Below are 19,747 nucleotides of genomic sequence, written 5' to 3' on the forward strand. Positions count from 1 at the left end.
GCGCAGAGGGCTCTGGACGGTACGCCGGAGGATCTGCGCTACTTCCTGGAGACGGGCCTTCGCCTCGCCCAGGCCGAGGACGACCGCGTCGCCATCTTCCGCATCCTGGCCGACCCGAACATCAGCGCCGCCCTGCGCGCGGCGGCCGAGGATGCCGTGGACGGCACCCCGGAAGAGCTGCGTCACTTCCTGGAAGTGGGCCAGTACGAGGCGGACGGCCGCACCCCGCCGACCTCGGGCTGATCCCGAACGGACGAGCACCGGCGCACAAACCGCACGCCGCCGCCGGCAGCCCACGCGCCACGTGGGCTGCTCGGCCGCCCGCGCCGGCTACACGCGGACGGTCACCGTCACGGTCACCTCGTCACCGGCCGAGAGACCCTGCGGCTCGCGGACCGCGTTCTTGAGCGGCAGCAGGTAACTGCCGTCCTTGGGAAAGAGCGACGTGCTGAAGGCGGTCCCGCCGATGCGCGCATCGACGGGAACCGCACCCCAGCCGTACGTGGCCATCGCGGCCACCTCGCGGATGTCGGCGGCCTGTTCGGCGGGCACGGCGGCGAAGTAGAACGGCGAAGGGCCCCGCCACTCGATGACGCAGCCGGTGAATTCAACGTGCACGAGGACGATCCGTTCATCGAGGGGCACCGAATTCCGGGCAGCGTACACGCGCGTTGACCCGGCCCGAGAGGTGGCAGTCGCCCACCCGCGGGACGCGTTTCCTCGACTCCGCCCGGCGACCTCGCCGGCCGCACTGGTGGGGTCGCCCTTGCAGGCGCCGGCGCCGGCGAGTGGCCCCTGTTCAGGCCCCCACGGTCACCGTGAAGCGGCGGGGGTTGCCGTCGTTGGCGGCGCCGGAGACATCGGGTTCGCCGTCGGGACGGACATCGTCGTAGGGGAAGGCGTAGCCGATCGGGGTGTTGGCGTGGACGACGCGGGACCAGTGGTTGGTGGCCGGGTCCTGGTAGTAGTCGGCAGTCGAGGTGCCGTTCGGCTGGTCGGGGTGGGTGAGCATCAGGGAGCGGTTGAAGCCGGAGGCCAGGCGGGCCAGGAGGGCCTTCTTGTCGTCCGGGTCGCCCGGGTTGTTCGCGAACGGGCCGTGATTGCAGGTGAAGACGTCCTTGGAGACGGGCTTGGTGAAGGTGTGGCCGCCCTCGAAGGTCAGGACGTCGCCGTTCACCCGGCCGGTGCGTACTCCCCGGCCGCCCTGGAGGTCGATGCGCAGGTCGGTGGAGCGGTACTTCTCCCAGACCCGGTCGATGTACGACGTGAACACGTCCCGGAACGGCATCTCGTCCGGGCGGTCGAAGAACGGCGCCATCAGGTTCTGCGGCGAGATCACCCGCAGTACGCTGCCGTCCGCACCCCGGATCACCAGCTTGTCCCACGGCCGGCCGTCTGCGGCGGCCTGGGCGATGAGGCCGTCCGCGATCCGCTGCACCGCGCCGTCCGGGAGCGGCGCCACGGTGTGCGTCGCGTCCCCGGCCAGGGTCAGGCCGATCGGCAGCGCGGTGACCAGGTCGACGTAGCTGATGTTCGCGTACAGCTGCTGCGGGTTGAAGGTGAACTCGCAGAAGGACCACGTACGGCCGTAGTTGGCATCGGTGGACGTCGCGAACGCCGGTTCGACCAGGGCGGGGCCCGGGTTGAGGTAGAACGTGAGCGTGTCGTCGCGTACGAAGTACACGCGGGCTCCGTACATCTGCGGGAGCGTCAGGACCACCGGGGCCCCGCCCGCCGGATTCAGGGGGATGGCGCAGTCGACGGGCAGCGGGGTCTGCGGGGCGGCGGGGGAGTCGGGGTGGTAGACGCTGCCGTCGGCCCGCAGCAGGACCCAGCGGTCGGTGCCCTGCTCGTGGCCGGTGACATAGGCGTTGACCCTGCCCGGCAACGAACGGTTCTCCAGGGCGAGTTCACAGGTCGCGGGGGCGGCGGAGGCGCTCGGGCCGAGGGCGCTGCCCCAGAGGGGGTAGGTGACGGCGGTCGCGGTGGCGGCGGCGCCGCCCGTCAGGAACAGTCTGCGCGAAATCACGAGAGGACTCCCGAGGTGTGTGTGGGGGGTCAACCACTCTCGTGAGGGCCGCATCCGGCGTCAAGACTTATGACTGAGAGCGCTCTCAGAAACAGGAAGTCTTCACAACTCGACAGACCGAAAGGGGGTGCGGCCCGGCATGCCGGGCCGCAGTGTCGTCAGACCGTGGCGTCCAGGAACGCGGTCCAGGCGGCGGGGGGAACGGTGAGGACGGGGCCGTCGGTCACCTTGGAGTCACGGATGTGCACGGCGGCGGGGTGGGCGGCCACCTCTACGCAGTCGCCGCCCTGGCTGCCGCTGTAGCTGGACTTGCGCCAGTCGTAGGCGACTTCAAGGCAGTTGCCGCCCTGGTCGCTGCTGTAGCTGGACTTGAACCAGGCGAGAACGGCGGTGCTGACGGCCGGGTGTGCTGCGCGGGTCATGTCTCTCCAAGCAGTTCCAGTAGGCGCGCGCTCTTCTCGACGGAAAGCGCCTGCGAGCGCAGCATCCCACATTTCTGCTGGAGCACACTGACGACGTCGGGGTCGTCGTGGAGGTAGCTGGTCAGCTGCCCCTCCACGTAGACGAGATGGTCGTGGTCGGGGGTCTCCAGCAACACCATCGGCCCCGCAAGTCCGGCGTGCTTCGGGAGTTTCATCGGCACGATCTGGAGCCCCAGGAACGGGAGTTCCATGCACTGGCGGAGGTGCCGGATCTGCTCCCGCATCATGGCGGGATCGCCGATCTGGCTGCGGAGAATGCTCTCTTCCAGCAGGAAGTGAAGCATCGGGCGGGGTTTCCGGTTGAGGAGCTTCTGCCGATCGAGTCGAGCTGCCACCCACTGCTCCTGCTCGTCCTCCTCCAGGGGTGGGTACAGGCAGGAGAAGACGAACCGGGCGTACTCCTCGGTCTGGAGGAGTCCCGGCACCACCTGGTTCTGGTACGAGAGCAGGGTCAGCGCCCCCTGCTCGTAGTCGATGAAGTCCTGGACGAAGGCCGGAAAGCGCTCCTTCTTCGGCACCTTCTCCACAGCAACCCGCAACGCCCCCTTCGTGTCCAGCAGTTCGTCCAGCTGGACTGCGAAGTCCCATTGCAGAGCTCTGCGGCCCTGCTCGATCGAGGCGATCGTGTTGTCGCCCACCGAACACCGCTCGGCCAACGCCGCCTGTGTCAATCGGGCCTCCTTGCGGAACGTCGCCAGCTGGGCGCCGATCGGATGCCAGGACGTGATCCGCCTGCTCTTCTTCTTTGCCGGTTTGCATGAACTGCCTCTCCCCCTCACGAACCCCGGATGACCCGTCAGAAGTCGTACATCTCCGTTGTACGACCCGACGCGCTGCTCAACCGTAGTGACAATGTGTGACGTTGGCTGTGTGAACGAGACAACCCGACTCCCCCGCCTCCGTGAGGTGTTCCACCGCCGGGAACGCCGATCCGTCCCGCTCGTACGGCAGTTCGTGCGCGAGGCTCTTGTCGACTGGGGGTGCGACGCCCGCGTCGACGACGTGTTGCTCTGTGTGAGCGAGCTGGTCACCAATGCCCTGCTGCACAGTGTCCCGCCCGGTCGTGGGTTCCGCCTCCGGATTCTTCTGGAGCCGGCCGACAGGACCCTGCGCATCGAGGTCCACGACAGCGGCGACGGGGAGGTCCGTCCCGCCGATTCCTGGGCGGGGTCCGACGAGGAAAGGGGTCGGGGGCTGCGGCTGGTGGCGGCGCTCGCCGACAGGTGGGGGGTGGGGGAGCGGAACCCGGGAAAGGTGGTGTGGTGCGAGTTCGGGGTGTCGGCGCGGTCTACCGATCGGGGCGGTACGTGGGCTATCCCTGGAGCTGCGGCCCTCGACGGGGTCGATACCCGTGGAAATGAAGGAGCCCTGCCGTGGATGGCTGGTACGTGGACGACCGCTGCACCAACTGCGACGTCGCCCGACAGTTCGCGCCCGAGCTGATCATCGAGGACGGCGGGACGTCGCGGATCCTGCGGCAGCCGGAGGACGAGGCGGAGAACCGGCGCTTACACGCCGCCGTCTTCGCCTGCCACACCCGCTCGATCAGGCCCGCGTCGGGGCAGCCGGACCCGGCGCTCGACCCGTTCCCGATGGCGCTGGACGACGGCGTACTCGTATGCGGGCACAACTCCACGCACACCGCCGGCGCCAACTCGTATCTGCTCCGGCGGCCGTCCGGCACGGTCATGATGATCGACACCCCGCGCTGGAGCCCCGGACTCGCCGAGCGGTACGTGGCGGCCACCGGGCCCGTCACCGACGTACTGCTGACCCACCGCGACCACGTCGCGCACGGGCGCCGCTACGCCGACCACTTCGGCGCCCGGCTGTGGATCCACGAGGGCGACCTCGACGCGGTTCCGGACGCGGACCAGGTGATCCGGGGGCTCGATCCGGTGGAGATCGGCGAGGGTGTCACCGCACATCCGCTGCCCGGTCACACCCGGGGGAGCGTGCTCTACCTCGCGGACGACCGGTACTGCTTCAGCGGCGACAGTTTCTACTGGTCGCGTACGACCGAGGACCTCGAAGTCGCGGAGAGCGTGACCTGGTACTCCATCGAGGAGTTGGCCGCCTCGCTGGCGCGGACGGCGGGGAAGCTGCGGTTCGAGTGGGTGCTGCCGGGGCACGGCGACCGGCGCCGGCTGGACGCCGACGAGATGTCCCGGCGGCTGGAGGCGCTGGTGGAACGTACGGGGCTTCTGCGGCCCCGGCCGATCGATTTCACGGCTCTGCGCTGGTGAGGGCGTTCACCCACCCGGCGTCCACAGGCGCAGCTTCTCCGGGTTGCGGACCACCCAGATCCGGGTGGCCCGGCCACCGGAGGCGTCGAAGGCGGCCACGGTCGCGGTGACGCCCGCGTGCTGGGCGATCAGGCCGGGCGCACCGGCCACCGTACGCTCCAGGAGCCTCAGCCCCGGCGCCTTGTCGGCGATCGCGATCATGTACTGGGCGATGAGCGCGCCGCCCTCGACCGGGCGCAGTACGGTGCCGACCAGGCCGCCGCCGTCGGCGGTCATCACGGCGTCCGGGTCCAGGAGGCCGACGAGAGCCGTGATGTCCTTGGCCTCCCATGCCTCCTTGACGTGCCGCACCACCTCGGCCTGCCCCGCCGCCGCACCCGCCGGGGCGCGCTCGGCGCGTACCCGCCGCCGGGCCGAACTCGCCAGCTCCCGGCAGGCGCCCGGGGTGCGGCCGACGATCCCGGCGATCTCGGGGAAGGAGTAGCGGAACACGTCGTGCAGCACGAAGGCGACCCGCTCGGCGGGCGTCATCGACTCCAGGACGACGAGGAAGGCCATGGTCACCGACTCGTCCAGAGTGATCTGGTCGGCGGGGTCGGCGGCGTCCTGGCCGGCCCCGCCGGCCCACTCCCTGCGGTCGGGCAGCGGCTCGGGCAGCCAGGCGCCGACATAGCGCTCGCGCCGGGCCCGCGCCGAGCCGAGCACGTCCAGGCAGATGCGCCCGGTCACCGTCGTCAGCCAGGCACCTGGAGACACGACGGCCTCCTGTTGGCTGCGCGGCCGCGCGTACCAGCGGGCGTACGCCTCCTGTACGGCGTCCTCGGCCTCGGCCAGCGAACCGAGCAACCGGTAGGCGATGTTGATCAGTTGGCGTCGCTCACCGGCGACGTCCGCCGCGCCCCACTCCGGTGCAACCCCGGCCATGACCACTTCCCCCCGGCCCGCCGCTCTCGCCTTGCATTTCGCGGTGCTGCGTCGTCGGGCTGGTGAGACCTTATCGATCCACTGCTTCCGGGCGGACAAGGGGACGGCATCATGACCACGCGGACGACGACAACGACGGCGGCGACGGCGACAACGACAACGACGAGAGCGGCTGCGGCACCGCGCGCCGCCGCGTTCCTGCGGGTGTCGATCGCGCTCCAGACCCTGACCATCTTCCTCCAGGCGGTCAGCGCCGGGGTGCTGCTCTCCTCGTCGCACGGCGAACTGCTGCACGGCGTCGGGGCGCGCGTGATGTACGGGGCCTCGATGCTGTACGTGCTCGCCGCGGTGCTGGCCTGGCGGCCGGGCGGCGGCTCGCCCCGCCCCATCGCGTACGCGTCCGGCTTCCTCGTCCTCGCCTCTGTGCAGGTGGTGCTCGGCATCGCGCACGTCCCGTCGGTCCACGTCCCGCTGGGTGTCCTGATGTTCGGCCTGAGCGTGCTGGTGCTGGCCCGCCGGAACACTGGAACGGCACGCGGCCGGGGCCTGTCCGGCGGACCGGGGCCGGACAGGAGCTAGGGCGGACACCTTCATTCGTGCGAAGCCTCGACGGCGTCCGCCCTTCCGCGGCGACCAGCCGTCCGGCATTGCGGTCCATGACGTGCGAGTCCGTTCGCCGTGGCGGGCGCGGTCACGCCGTGCAGGCCATGATCGGGGCGAGACACGGGGGCGGTCGGAGCGAGCACAGGGAGGAACGATCGTGGGCACGAACGAGCGGAGGGACACGGCAGGGGCGCACTGCCTGGTCACCGGAGCGTCCGGGTACATCGGTGGGCGTCTCGTACCGGAACTGCTGCGAGCGGACCACCGGGTGCGCTGTCTGGCCCGCTCCCCCCACAAACTCCGTGACCACCCCTGGGCGGGTGACGCCGAGACGGTACAGGGCGACGTGACGGACGCGGCCTCGGTCGCCGAGGCCATGCGCGGGATCGACGTCGCGTACTACCTGGTGCACGCCCTCGGTACCGGCTCCGCGTTCGAGGACACCGACCGCCGTGCGGCCCGGGTCTTCGCCGAACAGGCGCACGCCGCCGGCGTGCGGCGGATCGTCTACCTGGGCGGGCTCACTCCACCGAACGTGCCCGAAAGGTCGCTCTCCCCGCATCTGCGCTCCCGCGCCGAGGTCGGACGGATCTTCCTCGACGCACCGGTGCCCGCCACCGTGCTGCGAGCGGCGGTCGTCATCGGCTCGGGGTCGGCCTCCTTCGAGATGCTGCGCTATCTGACCGAGCGGCTGCCGGTCATGGTCACCCCCAGCTGGGTGCACACCCGCACCCAGCCCATCGGGGTACGCGATGTCCTGCGCTATCTCGTCGGCTCGGCCACCATGCCGGACGACGTCGACCGGGCGTTCGACATCGGCGGGCCCGATGTCCTCACGTACCGGGAGATGATGTGCCGTTACGCCGCCGTCGCCGGACTGCCCAGGCGGCTCATCGTGCCGGTTCCGGTGCTCACGCCGAGGCTGTCCAGCCACTGGGTCGGCCTCGTCACCCCGGTGCCCGCCTCCCTGGCCCGCCCGTTGACGGAGTCGCTGCGTCACGAGGTCGTCTGCCAGGAGCACGACATCGCCCGGTACGTTCCCGACCCTCCGGGCCTGCCGCTGCCCTTCGACGAGGCATTGGCCCTGGCGCTGCGGCGGGTGCGTGAGGCCCAGGTCGCCACCCGCTGGTCGTCCGCCTCCGTACCGGGGATGCCCAGCGATCCGCTGCCCACGGACCCGGACTGGGCCGGCGGCAGCCTCTACCAGGACGAACGGCAGCTGTCGGTCGACGCGTCCCGAACGGCCCTGTGGAAGGTGATCGAGGGGATCGGCGGCGACAACGGCTGGTACTCCTTTCCGCTCGCCTGGGCGGTCAGGGGGTGGCTGGACCGCTTCGTCGGCGGTGTCGGGCTCCGTCGTGGACGGCGCGACGCCGAGCACCTGCGGGCCGGGGACTCACTGGACTTCTGGCGGGTCGAGGAGATCGAGCCCGGACGGCTGCTGCGACTGCGCGCAGAGATGCGGCTGCCGGGCCTGGCATGGCTGGAGATGTTCGCCGAGACGGACTCCGAGGGCCGTACCCGCTACCGGCAGCGAGCGCTGTTCCACCCCCGAGGTCTGCTGGGCCACGCCTACTGGTGGTCCGTCTGGCCCTTTCACGCCGTGGTCTTCGGTGGCATGGCCCGCAACATCACCCAGGCCGCCGCCAAGGGCATGAGCGCGCACGGATCCCCGTCGCACGGTGAGCGCGCCCGGAGATCCCGGCGATGAGCCCGTCGACAGCGGCCGGCGCCGATCAGCACCACCCCATGACAGCGGGAGCGACGCCGTGACCGTCGCGTTCGTCCTGTTCAGCAGGTACCGGGGCGGGGCGACGCCGGTCTGCGCGTGGCAGCGGCGGGTGAGGCCGCTGTCCTGACCCGGGCGGACGGCGAGCAGGACAGCGCCGGCGACGGTACCGGCACCGGCGGCGGTGACGGCGGGCATCGAGGCTGATCCCCCGTACCCGGCAGGACACTTACCGTCCACTTGGACTTACGCAACGCGGTTGTTGGACTGGAGGGCTCCGAGTCGTCGCAGGTCGTTGACGGTGTCCGGTCACGGGGACTACTCAGAGCACATGTCGCGAAGATTCACTTCGGCGGGCGCTGTCGCCGCCGCCTCAGCCGCCGTCCTGGCACTGGTGGGGACCGCGCTCCCCGCCTCTGCCGCCGCTCCCACACCCGCCGCAGTCGGGCCGTCCGTACCCGCGGGCGCCACCGTCATCGGGTCCGCGCAGCTCTCGGTCGCCGTCGCCGACGACTTCCCGCGCGTCCTCGCGTACACCGACCGGGCCACCGGCAGTCAGCTGTTCGGCAGTACCCGGCCGGTCACCGCCGTGACCCTCAACGGCACCGCGCACCCGGTGAAGCTCAAGGGCGCCCCCGAGGTCACCGCCTCGGCCGCCCGCTACACGCTGACCTTCACCGACCTGCCCGGCATCGAGATCGACGCCTCGCTCTCCGTCTCCGGACGCGCCACCACCTTCAAGGTGACGGCGGTCCGCGACACCGAGGCGTTCCGCGTCGGCACCATCGACATCCCGGGCCACGACCTGGTCTCCGTCGGCTCCGCCGACACCGGCGGGGCCACCGCCTTCACCCGGCTGGACAACGACTCGACGAAGACCGCCGACGTCTTCGCGAAGGTCACCGCCGACACCGCCGCCGACAAGGCGCCGGTCGGCGCCTCGTACGCGATTCTCAACACCGGTTCGCTCGCCGCGGCCGTGGAGTCCAACTCCTCGTACGACAAGCCGTCCGGCGCCACCGGTGGCGACGACGCCCGGTTCTGGCACCAGGCCCGCAAGGACGACGACGGCAGCGTCCGGGTCGGCGTCTGGTCCGGTCAGTGGACCTACCGGGGCGACGGGGCACCGAAGCCGGAGAGCGGGGGCAACCTTCCCTGGGCGAAGGTCGTCGTCACCCCCGACGCCAACGGCGACAAGGCGGTCGACTGGCAGGACGGCGCCGTCGCGTTCCGCTCCATAGGGGTCCGGGCGCCCGGCAGCGAGGACACCCCGGACCGGGTCGTCACCCACATCCCGTTCAACTTCGCCAGCCAGGCCACCCACCCCTTCCTGCGCACCCTCGACGACGTCAAGCGGATCTCCCTCGCCACCGACGGCCTCGGGCAGCTCGCGCTCCTCAAGGGCTTCGCCTCCGAGGGCCACGACTCCGCCCACCCCGACTACGGCGGCAACTACAACAAGCGCGCCGGCGGACTGAAGGACCTCAACGAACTCCTGAAGGACGGCAAGAAGTGGGGCGCCACCTTCGGCGTCCACATCAACGACACCGAGGCGTACGCGGAGGCCAACGCCTTCGACGAGAAGCTCGTCGACAAGACCAAGCCCGGCTGGAACTGGCTCGGCCAGAGCTACTACATCGACCAGCGCCGCGACGTGAACAGCGGCGACCTGGCCAGGCGGATACAGCAGCTGCGCGACGAGACGGACCGAAACCTCAGCCTGCTCTACTTCGACGTCTACTACACGCACGGCTGGATCCCCGACAAGACCCTCCAGGAAGTGCAGAAGCAGGGCTGGAACGTCGCCACCGAGTGGGCCGACAAGTTCGAGCGCGGCTCGCTCTGGTCGCACTGGGCCAATGACCTCGACTACGGCGGCGCCACCAACAAGGGCCTCAACTCGAAGATCATCCGGTTCATCCGCAACGGCGAGAAGGACGTCTGGAACAACGACCCGGTCCTCGGCCAGAGCGCCATCGAGGAGTTCGAGGGCTGGACCGGCGAGACCGACTGGAACGCCTTCTCCGACAACATCTGGCAGCGCAACCTGCCCGCCAAGTACCTCCAGCACCAGAAGATCACCCGCTGGGACGGCAACGACATCACCTTCACCGGCGGTGTCCGGGGCACGGTCGAGGACGGCAGGCGGACGTTCTACGACCACGGCCGCAAGGTCCTCAGCGGCACCGACTACCTGCTGCCGTGGGACGGCGGGAAGAAGCTGTACCACTACAGCAAGTCCGGCGGTACGAGCAGCTGGGCGGTGCCCTCGAAGGACCCGTACACCGTCTACGAACTCACCGACAACGGGCGGGTCAGGACCGGCACGGTCAAGCCGGTCGACGGGAAGATCACGCTGACCGCCGAGGCCGGCCGGCCGTACGTCCTCTACCCGCGGCAGGCCCCGAAGGCCGCCGACCCCAAGTGGGGCGAGGGCACCCCGGTCGACGACCCGGGCTTCAACGACAAGGGGCTGACCGCCTGGTCGAAGACCGGCACCGTCGCCCGCGAGACCGACGCCAATGGCCTCAACGGCGCCCGGCTCTCCGGCGGCGGCACGGCGGCGCTCTCGCAGCGTATCGACGGACTGCGGCCCGGACAGCGCTACACCGCGTCCGCGCTCATCGAGGTCCAGCCCGGAAAGACCCGGCACACCACGCTCTCGATCGGCGGGAAGTCCGTGGCGGTGGACCGCTCCACCGTCAAGGACCAGGTCGCCGCGTCCGAGCGGCACGGCACGTACTTCCAGCGGGCCAAGGTGAACTTCACCGCCCCCGCGAACGGCCGCACCACCCTGCGCGTCGAGGCGGCCGGGGGCAGCGCCGCGAGCGTCCGGGCCGATGACGTACGCATCGTCGCCAATGCCCCGACGACGAAGAAGAACACCGTCTCCTACGAGGACTTCGAGACCGTCGACCAGGGCTGGGGCCCCTTCCTCAAGGGCGACGCGGGCGGCTCCACCGACCCCCGCACCGTCATCTCCCAGCTGCACGCCCCGTACACCCAGGCCGGCTGGAACGGAAAGCTGATCGACGACGTGATCGGCGGCAAGGAGTCCCTCAAGTCCCACGAGGAGAACTCCGGACTCGTCTACCGCACCGCCCCGTGGACCGTGCCGATGACCGACGGGCACCGCTACAAGGTCGAGTACGACTACCAGTCCAGCCACGCGGGCGCCTACGAGTGGGTCGACGGCTACGACCGGATCACCGCCGACGGCAAGGCCGACTCGGTCGAGACCCGGACCACCGCCCTCGGACAGCAGCGCACCACCGGCCACTTCGCCGAGACCGTCACCGCGGGCTGCGGCGACACCTGGACCGGGCTGCGCAAGCGCGACGACGCCCCCGACGGCGCCGACTTCGTCCTCGACTCCTTCACCGTGACCGACCTCGGCCGGGCCCCCGACTCCGAACAGGCCGCCTGCGCCACCCTCGGCGTCGAACCGGCCGCCGAGACCCTGGAGCCGGGCACGGCCAACACCGTCGAGGTGTCGTTCACCAACTACGAGGCGACGGCGGCGACCGGTGTCGCACTGAACCTGACCGTCCCCGAGGGCTGGCGGTCGGAGCCCGACGGCGCCGTCTCCTTCGACTCGGTCCCGGCGGGCACCGAGGTCACCGGCAGCTGGCGGGTCACTCCTCCGGTGGACGCCAAGTACCAGGTGTACGAACTGAGTTCCGAGGCGAAGTACACGGTCGGCGGTGCACGGCGCACGCTCGGCGCGCAGACCTCCGTACGGACCCTGCCGCCGCCGCCCACCACCGACAGCTGGGCCAGCGACCTGGACTGGACGGCCTCCGAGAACGGCTGGGGCCCGGTGGAGAAGGACCTCTCCAACGGTGAGACCGGCACCGGCGACGGCTCCCCGCTGACCGTCGGAGGCACCGTCTACACCAAGGGCCTCGGCAGCCACGCACCGGCGAAGGTCCGGTACTACCTGGGCGGCAAGTGCACCTCGTTCACCGCCCAGGTCGGCGTGGACGACGTGCAGAAGAGCGCCGGCAGCGTGCAGTTCTCCGTCACGGCCGACGGCGCCGAGAAGGTGAAGTCGCCCGTGCTGAAGGCGGCCGACAGCGCCTGGTCGCTCACGGCCGACGTCACCGGAGCCAAGTACGTCGAGCTGGTCGTCGGCGACGGCGGCGACGGCAACGGCAACGACCACGCGGACTGGGGTGACGCCCGCTTCCACTGCGGCGGCTGACACGACGCGATGCGGGACGGGTACGCCTGAGGGCCGACCCGTCCCGCATCACGCGTGCGGTGGCGGCCCCCACTCCGTGACACCGGATGGACATTGAGTGACCGGAGTGTGTCCGAGGACTGGGAGCGGCCCCCGCAGCGCGCGTATTCTCGTGCGGCATGGGGGAGTTGAGGGCGGACTGGCGGCTGCGGCTGCGGCGGGGCGCCGCGGACGGGCCGGTCTGCGGTGCCGGTGTGCTGCTCACCCAGGACCGGGCACTCACCTGCGCGCACGTGGTGGGGGAGGCGGACGCCCGGATCTGGGTGGAGTTCGCCGAGAACCCCGCCATCGCCCCGGTCGGGGCGCGGGTGGCCGACGGCGGCTGGCTGCCCGGTCTCGGCGCCACCCGCGAGGACATCGCCGTACTCGCCCTGGACAGCCCGCGCCCGCACGCCACCCCCGCGACGCTCGACCGGAGCCTGGAGCGCGGCCGTGAGGTGTGGATCGGCGGATACGCGCGGTCCTTCGCCGACGGGATGTGGCTGACCGGGCGGATCGGCGGGGTGCACGGCGCCTGGATCCAGCTGGACGCCGGACGCAACGAGCAGGTGGTGAAACCGGGGTTCAGCGGAGCCGCCGTGCAGGTGCGCGGCGAGACGGCCGGATCGCCCGAGCGGGTCGTCGGGATGGTCGTCAGCTGGCGCGGCGACCGCGATCTGGCGCTGCCCACCGACAACGACCTGGCGTTCTCGTACATGATCCCGGTCGACCGGATCGCCGAACTCGTGCCACTGGTCGCCGAGTTGAGCGGACCGGACGGCTGGGACCAGGGGCTGGACCGGCGGCTGCGACGATGGTTCGCCGGAGGCGACGAGCCCGCGGTGCGCTTCAGCGTCGTACCGCACGGAGGCGGCCGCGACCGCACCCTCGGACACCATCTGCACCGCGCCCACCTCGTCTACCGGGGAGGCCGCACCACCCCCGAGGACTTCGTCGCCGAACTGGTGACCAGGCTGCGGACGCCCCGCCACCAGGCCCGGGCCTACCGCGACTGGCTCCTCACGGGTGGCACCCCGCCCGAACGGCCGGCGGGCGGCGCGAGGGGGGGCGCCGGACCCACCCTCGCCGTGATCGGCCTCGACGAGGACCGGCAGCCACACCGCCTGGTGCCCCTGCTCGCCCGGGTACGGACGCTCGGCTTCCGGCTGCTCGTCGTCGTGCGGAACACCGGCGGGGACGAAGTGACGGAGGTGGCACGGCAGTTGCTCTTACCGGCCCTCGACGAGCGGGCCGCCGAACTGGTCGGCCGCGTCGAGGACATCGAGAGGGAATGGGCCGGACTGAGCGGCCTGGTGGAATCGGCCTCCCTGGGGCCCGTGCCGCGCACCGAGGCGTCCCGCCACCGGCGGCAACTGGCACAACTGCGCACCGTGGCCGACCCGCGCGACCGGCTCAACGCCCTGCGCGCCCTGCTGCGTGAACTCCGGGCGGAACTCGAACGGCACGGCCGGGCGGACGTACCCGGACCGCGCGGCGAGCAGGGCCGGACCGGTCGCCGATGAGGATCCCCTGCCCGCACCGCAGGTTCACCGGAGCCCCCTGCGACGGCGCCGTGCGGCCCACCGGCTACTGCGACACCTGCGGCCGCTCCGAGGACGGCCCGGGACTGCCGCCGCTGCCCACCGCCCCCGACAGATGCGGCCCCAGAGGACTGCTGGAGCTGCCGCCGCTCGACCCGAGCACCCCCGACCAGCGGCTGAGCGCCGCCGTCACCCGGGCACACGTCCGGATGAGCTGCTCGTCCAAGTCCTGCGCCACCTACTTCGTCGCCCCGTTCACCGCCGCCCCGCCGCCCGACGAGGGCCACTGCCCCCGATGCGGCGCCCCGTACTCCTACCGCCCCGAACTCGACCGGGACGGGCCGCTGCTCCAGGACCAGTACCGCATCCTCGGGCCCATCGCCCACGGCGGCCAGGGCTGGGTCTACCTCGCCCGCGACACCCACCTCGAAGACCTCGTCGCCGTGAAGGGAATGCTGAACCGGTACGCGGAACGCGGCGCCGCCCAGGCCGCCGAGGAGCGCCGCAGCCTCGTCGCCATCCGGCACGAACGCATCGTCCAGATCCGGGACTTCGTCAGCACCGGCAGCGCCGACGGCACGGTCTCCGGCGGCTACATCGTGATGCAGGACGTCGGCGACCGGACCCTCTCCGCCGTCGTCGAGGCGACCCGGCAGGGCCACTTCGTCCTCGACATCGAGCACGTCATCACCTACGGCTGCCAGATCCTCGAAGCCCTCGCCCATCTGCACGGCATGGGATTCCTGTACGGGGACATGAAACCCTCCAACGTCGTCCACCAGCACGACGGCGTGAAGGTCATCGACCTCGGCGGCGTCCGCAAACAGGGATCCACCGAACCACCGCCCGTCATCACCCCCAGGTACGCCGCGCCCGAGATGGTCAGCGGCAGCCCGCTGACCGTCGCCCACGACATCCACACGGTCGGCGCGACCCTGGCCGAACTGGCGGGCTGGGCGGTCGGCGACGACGTGCCCGGCCTCGGCATCAGCTCCTTCCGGCTGGCGGTCGAGCGGGCGACGGACCAGGACCCCGAGCGCCGGTTCGCCGACGCCGAGGAGATGGCGGGCCAGCTGCGCGGAGTGCTGCGCGAGATCCGGGCGCTGCGCGGCAAACGGGACCGCACCGAACCCTCCGCCTACTTCACCCCGTCCACCGAACTGCTCGGCGGGCGACTGGGCTCCGTACCCGACTACGCCCACTGGCTGGACCGCACCCCGCACCGCCGCGACCGGACACCCCGAGCACCCGCCCTGGACACCGGGCTCCCCACCCCCACCGAGATCGCCCGGCGGCTGCCGGTGCCCCGGCCCTACCCGGGAGACCCGGAGGCCGCCCGGTTCCTGGTGAGCAGCTACGACCCCGGCCGACTGCTGGCCCAGCCCGCCGAGGGCGAACGGTCGGTGGAGATCTGCCTGCACAACGCCCGGCTGCTGCTCGGCCGGGAGGGCGGCGAGGCGCTGGCCCGGGCGCGCGAACAGGTGGAGGCGGCGAACTCCATTCCCGGCCCCGGCCCGGTGCGGCAGTGGCGGCTCAGCTGGCACTGGGGACTGGTCGCGCTGCGCAGTGCGGAGGTCCTGGACGACCGGCGGCAGCTGCTGGAGGCCGCCCTGGAACACTTCGCCGCCGTCCACCGCGCGCTGCCCGGCGAGTACGCCGCGAAGCTGGCCCTGGCCTACGTCGCGGAGCAGCTCGGCCCGGACCGCCCGGCCGGTCCGATCCCGTCGGCGTACGAACTCTTCCGGGCCGTGCACGCCCGCAACCCCTCCCACGTCGGCGCCGCGCTGGGCCTGGCCAGGCTGGCCCTGGAACGCGGCGACCGGGACACCGCCGCCGAGGTCCTGGACCTGGTGCCGGACGAGTCGCGCGACCACACCGTCGCCCGGATCGCCGCGCTGCGCATCCGGGCGGCCCGGCTCACGGCGGGCGGGCGGCCGCTGCCCGGGACGCGGCGGATCGACGCCGTGCTCGCCGCGGTGCCGCTGCGCGAGGGCGGGCCGGGACGGCATCCGGCGTCCGTGGTCACGGGCGACGAATCGGCCCGGCTGCTGCGCACCGAACTCTACGAGTGGAAGCTCGACGCGGTCCGGGCCGCGGCCGGCGGCCCGCACCCCGACGACCGCTGGTGGCGGCGCGGACTGCCCCCGGCCCCGGCGCCCGGCGAGCGGGCCGTACGGGAGGAACTGGCGGGCTGCTACCGCTGGATGGCCCGGCAGTGCAGGGACATCGCCGACCACGAGAAGCTCATCGACCTCTCGCACGCCGTCCGCCCGCAGACCCGCTTCTGGTTCCCGCCCCGACGCCGTACCCCCGGAGGCAGCTGATGGCCCGCACCGCCGCGACGCCCGGACTCGGGATCGACCTCACCGTCCAGGTAGCTAAGAAGCAGCGGCCGGACCAGGACGCCCGGATCGACGCCCATGTGCGGGTCCGGGCGGTCGCCGCCGGGCCCCGCGACCGGGTGCCCGCCGCCGACATCGCGCTGGTCGTCGCGGTGGACGTGAGCGCCGGGCGCCGTGACGCGGCCGTCGCCGCGCTGACCGGGACGGTGGGCGCACTGCCCGACGGGCTCTCGTACACCGTGCTGGGCGGCGGCGCCGAGCAGTGCTACCCGCTGCGCGGCCGGTGGGCGCTGGCCGGCCCCGACGACCGGCGCCAGGCCGCGTTCAGCGTCGGCCGGATCGCCGCGTCCGCCGAGGGACAGGCACCGGCCGGATACACCACCTGGCTGGCCAGGGCGCGCGAACTCTTCGCCGAACGCGCCCTGCCCGTAAGGCACCTGATCCTCATCACCGACGGCGGCAGCCGGGGCGACGGCGACGACGCGGCCCGCCCGGACAGCGCCCTGAGCCTCGAACTCGCCCGCAGCGAAGGCACGTTCACCGCCGACGTCATCGCACCCGGAGCGGGCTGGGATCCTGCCCCGCTGCTCGCCGTCGCGGAACGGCTGCACGGCACCGCCACGTCCTCGCCCGATGCCTTCGCCCCCGCCATGGCCACCGCCCTGGGCAGGCTGCGCCGGATCCGCAGCCCCGAACTCCCCATCGAGGTGACCGTGCGCCCGGCGGTGCGGGAAGTGACGCTGACCGAGACCGCGCCGCTCCAGCAGCGGCTGGAGCCGGACCGGGTCCGGGACGATCCGCACCGGCTGGAGTTCCGCACCCACCAGTGGCAGCCGGAGTCCCGCGACTACCTCCTCACCCTGCGGGCCGACGCGAGCAACGACCCACTGGGCGTGCCCCTCCAGCTCGCCGAGGTCGCCGTCGGCGGCGCCGTCGAACCGGTCGTGCTCCGCTGGCTGCCGGCGGGCACCGCCGCGGCCACCGCACGCATCTCCGGCGCGGTCGGCCGCAACATCCACACCATGAACGTCTCCACCCAGATGCGGACCGCCCTCAACCACGGGTACGCCGCCCTCGACCTGGACAGCCGCGAGCGGGCCGAGGCGCAGCTCGGACTCGCCGTCCGGCTCGCCACCGAGATCGCCGCCGACTGGGTGCTGGACGAGGTCCGCAAGGTCGCCCGGATCGTGGACGGCCCGCAGGGGCGGGTCAGGATCGGGGCGACCGTCGACCCGGGCACCGTCCGCCAGGGGCTGCTGAGCATCGCCTCCGGGCATCCGGTGGAACTGCCCGGACTCCCGGCACCCGGGCCGGGCATCCGCTGCCCGCACTGCGACCATCCGGCCGGGCCCGCGGCCGGGTTCTGCATCGACTGCGGGAGGCGGCTGTGAGCGCCGGAACGGACGGACCCGCCGGGAGCGCCTACCGCTCCCGGACCCGGCGGCTGCTGGAGCGCCACCTGGCCGCGATGCTGGTGGCCGCCGTGGTCTCGATGAGCGCCCTGCTCGTCTCGTACCGCGAGGTCCAGATCTCGGCGGGCGAGATGCGCACCCGCGGCGCCCCGGCCGTGCAGGGAGTGGCCGCCACCCAGCTCGCCCTGCTGCGCGCCCACACGGAGGCCGTAACATCCGTGGACAACGGCATCGCCGATGTGGTCGGCGCCGGTGCGCGGTACGAGAACCAGCTCGCCGCCGCCGACCAGGGCCTGTCCCGGCTCTCCGACGTACAGATCGACGGGGACCGCGGCCGCGGGGTGCTCGAAACGGTGAACGGGGTGCTCACCTCGTACAGCAGCTCCATCACCCCCGGCGCGGTGAAGTACGTGACGGACCCCCTGATGCAGCAGGAGAAGTTCGAGGAGGCCGAGACGCTGCTCACCCGCGAGGGCACCGGGGTGGTGCCGCGGCTGGACGTCCTCCAGGGGCACCAGATGGCCAGGGTCGACACCCTCAGCACGATGAGCCCCGCGCAGTGGTCGGGCTGGGTGGTCGCCGAACTCGGCCTGCTGGCCATGATCCTGATCACGCTCTCCGCGCTGTGGGTGCTGCGCACCCGCTGCGGGCACAGCCTCGACCTGTGCCTGCTGGTCTCGCTGCTGGCCGTCGTCTTCCTGGCGACGGGCCCGCTGATCGCGACGAGCGAGACCCAGGACCGGCTGGGCACGGCCCGCGACGGGCTGGTCCGGATCGAACAACAGGCCGGGGACCACGCCGATCTGGCCGGATCCCAGCAGGCCGTCACCGACACCGCGACCCGGGTGCGCGCCGGGCTGGCCGCCCAGGACTGGCAGAGCGGCATGTACTACGGGGCGCTCGCGGCCGGCGCCCTGATCGTGCTGCTGCCCGCCGTCGGCATCGGCCGGCACCTGAACGCCGACTACTGGAGGACCGGATGATGGCGCCCGCCCGAGCCGCTCTGCTCCTGCTGTGCCTGGCGCTGGCCGCGGCGGGCTGCGGGCTCGCCGCACCCGGCGGCGACGAACAGCCGAGGGTGACGATCCTCGGGCCGTGGACCGACAACCAGGAGAAGCAGTTCAAGGCGGTCCTGGACACCCTGGGCACCCCGTACACCTACCAGGGCACGGCCGCCAGCCGGGAGGTCCTGCTCGCCGCGGTGCAGGCGGGCGACCCGCCCGACATCGCGATCCTGCCGGGCGTCGGGGACCTCGTCGAGTACGCCGCGGAGCAGCGGCTGTATCCGCTGGGCGCAAGGGGCACCGCCGCGAAGTACGGCAGGCCCTGGCAGCCGGAGGCCAGAGGGATAGAGGCCGACCTCTGGGTGCCGCTCAAGACCGACCTCAAGAGCATCGTCTGGTACCGCAAGGACAGCCCGCCGCCCGCCCACCCCGCACCGCTGGCCTCCTGGTGCATCGGCATGGGCGACGACGGCGCCTCGGGCTGGCCGGGCAGCGACTGGATCGAGGACCTGATCCTGCAGACGGCGGGCCCGGTGCTGTACGAGCGATGGGCGACCGGGGCCCTGAAGTGGACGGACGGTCCGGTGGTCAACGCCTGGAGCCTGTGGGCCGGACTGCTGGCCCAGGACCCCGATGCCGACGGGCGGTCGATGCGCCGCGACCACCGGGGCCGGCCCGGCGGCCACGGACTGCTCTTCGACGGCGGCTGCGACCTGGAGCACCAGGGCTCCTTCGCCCGCTCCTTCTACGGGGAGCGCAGCGGGCGGGCCGCCTTCACGGACTCCGCGCGGCTGCTGCCCTCGGGCCCGACGCTCAAGGGCCGCGAGGTGTCCGCCGACTTCGCCGCGCTCTTCGGCGGCTCCGCACAGGCCCGCGACCTGCTCACCCGGCTCACCTCGCGCCCGGCGCAGGAGGAGTGGGGCCGCAGGGCCGGGGTATTCTCGCCGGACTCCGATGTGCCCGCCCGGAAGGGCACGGTCGAGAAGCGGATCAGCGGCCGTCTCACCGACCAGCGGGTGCCGCTCTGCCTGGACGCCTCCGATGTGATGCCCGCCGCCGTGCGGGACGCCTTCTACGAGGCGGTGCTGCTGACCATGGCTCACCCCGGGGCCCCGGTGCGGGACCGGCTGGACGACGTCCAGCGGGTCCAGAACGCCCAACCGGCCCATACTCCGAGGCTGACCGGGGTGTGCAGCAGACCACAGTAGGACTT

15 protein-coding genes and 1 pseudogene are annotated in these 19,747 nt (G+C 72.1%); 11 read left to right on the plus strand and 5 right to left on the minus strand.

Features of this window, described 5'->3' with window-relative positions; translation table 11 throughout:
- On the plus strand, window positions 1-243 hold a 243-nt coding region (locus tag ACFVH0_RS11590), incomplete at its 5' end, for an ALF repeat-containing protein (RefSeq protein ID WP_385819385.1).
- An 87-nt stretch (window positions 244-330) separates the two neighbouring features.
- Here the strand turns inward: ACFVH0_RS11590 and ACFVH0_RS11595 are convergent.
- The 4 genes from ACFVH0_RS11595 to ACFVH0_RS11610 form a co-directional block, all read right to left on the minus strand.
- Window positions 331-618: a DUF1905 domain-containing protein gene (locus ACFVH0_RS11595; RefSeq protein ID WP_385819386.1), complete on the minus strand. Its 288-nt coding sequence runs from the start codon at window positions 616-618 to the stop codon at window positions 331-333.
- 181 nt (window positions 619-799) lie between these two features.
- Window positions 800-2,029 carry a glycoside hydrolase family 64 protein gene (locus ACFVH0_RS11600; protein WP_385819387.1) on the minus strand — a complete coding sequence of 410 codons (1,230 nt, stop codon included), beginning with the start codon at window positions 2,027-2,029 and terminating at the stop codon, window positions 800-802.
- Window positions 2,030-2,187: 158 nt separating this feature from the next.
- Complete coding sequence (locus tag ACFVH0_RS11605) at window positions 2,188-2,451, minus strand: DUF397 domain-containing protein (RefSeq protein ID WP_385819388.1); 264 nt, start codon at window positions 2,449-2,451, stop codon at window positions 2,188-2,190.
- A complete protein-coding gene (locus ACFVH0_RS11610; protein WP_385819389.1) occupies window positions 2,448-3,182 on the minus strand; it encodes a helix-turn-helix domain-containing protein in 735 nt (244 codons plus the stop codon). The genes ACFVH0_RS11605 and ACFVH0_RS11610 overlap by 4 nt, the downstream gene beginning before the upstream one ends.
- A gap of 199 nt (window positions 3,183-3,381) precedes the next feature.
- Here ACFVH0_RS11610 and ACFVH0_RS11615 point away from each other — a divergent pair.
- A pseudogene (locus tag ACFVH0_RS11615) lies at window positions 3,382-3,789 on the plus strand (ATP-binding protein); the annotation flags it as partial.
- Between the two features lie 95 nt (window positions 3,790-3,884).
- Entirely contained in the window at window positions 3,885-4,757 is an 873-nt protein-coding gene (locus ACFVH0_RS11620) for an MBL fold metallo-hydrolase (RefSeq protein WP_385819390.1), read from the plus strand.
- A gap of 6 nt (window positions 4,758-4,763) precedes the next feature.
- Here ACFVH0_RS11620 and sigJ read toward each other — a convergent pair whose 3' ends face one another.
- Entirely contained in the window at window positions 4,764-5,681 is a 918-nt protein-coding gene (gene sigJ, locus ACFVH0_RS11625; RefSeq protein WP_385819391.1) for an RNA polymerase sigma factor SigJ, read from the minus strand.
- A 111-nt stretch (window positions 5,682-5,792) separates the two neighbouring features.
- On the opposite strand from sigJ, the gene ACFVH0_RS11630 reads away from it, so the two are divergent.
- The 8 genes from ACFVH0_RS11630 (at window position 5,793) to ACFVH0_RS11665 (ending at window position 19,742) form a co-directional block, all read left to right on the plus strand.
- The gene (locus tag ACFVH0_RS11630; RefSeq protein ID WP_385819392.1) at window positions 5,793-6,260 is read left to right on the plus strand and encodes a hypothetical protein; all 468 of its coding nucleotides are present in this window, start codon (window positions 5,793-5,795) and stop codon (window positions 6,258-6,260) included.
- A gap of 181 nt (window positions 6,261-6,441) precedes the next feature.
- Window positions 6,442-7,995, plus strand: coding sequence for an SDR family oxidoreductase (locus ACFVH0_RS11635; protein ID WP_385819393.1), 1,554 nt, complete (start codon window positions 6,442-6,444; stop codon window positions 7,993-7,995).
- A 349-nt stretch (window positions 7,996-8,344) separates the two neighbouring features.
- Complete coding sequence (locus ACFVH0_RS11640) at window positions 8,345-12,217, plus strand: endo-alpha-N-acetylgalactosaminidase family protein (protein WP_385819394.1); 3,873 nt, start codon at window positions 8,345-8,347, stop codon at window positions 12,215-12,217.
- A gap of 158 nt (window positions 12,218-12,375) precedes the next feature.
- Window positions 12,376-13,758, plus strand: a complete 1,383-nt coding sequence (locus ACFVH0_RS11645) for a serine protease (protein WP_385819395.1) — start codon at window positions 12,376-12,378, stop codon at window positions 13,756-13,758.
- Window positions 13,755-16,100, plus strand: coding sequence for a tetratricopeptide repeat protein (locus ACFVH0_RS11650; RefSeq protein WP_385819396.1), 2,346 nt, complete (start codon window positions 13,755-13,757; stop codon window positions 16,098-16,100). The genes ACFVH0_RS11645 and ACFVH0_RS11650 overlap by 4 nt, the downstream gene beginning before the upstream one ends.
- Entirely contained in the window at window positions 16,100-17,509 is a 1,410-nt protein-coding gene (locus tag ACFVH0_RS11655; protein ID WP_385819397.1) for a hypothetical protein, read from the plus strand. The genes ACFVH0_RS11650 and ACFVH0_RS11655 overlap by 1 nt, the downstream gene beginning before the upstream one ends.
- Window positions 17,506-18,513: a hypothetical protein gene (locus ACFVH0_RS11660; protein ID WP_385819398.1), complete on the plus strand. Its 1,008-nt coding sequence runs from the start codon at window positions 17,506-17,508 to the stop codon at window positions 18,511-18,513. The genes ACFVH0_RS11655 and ACFVH0_RS11660 overlap by 4 nt, the downstream gene beginning before the upstream one ends.
- Window positions 18,510-19,742 carry a carbohydrate ABC transporter substrate-binding protein gene (locus ACFVH0_RS11665; protein ID WP_385819399.1) on the plus strand — a complete coding sequence of 411 codons (1,233 nt, stop codon included), beginning with the start codon at window positions 18,510-18,512 and terminating at the stop codon, window positions 19,740-19,742. The genes ACFVH0_RS11660 and ACFVH0_RS11665 overlap by 4 nt, the downstream gene beginning before the upstream one ends.
- Window positions 19,743-19,747 lie beyond the last annotated feature (5 nt).

Origin of the sequence: Streptomyces sp. NPDC127117 (assembly GCF_042677325.1) — a bacterium.
Taxonomy (GTDB): domain Bacteria; phylum Actinomycetota; class Actinomycetes; order Streptomycetales; family Streptomycetaceae; genus Streptomyces.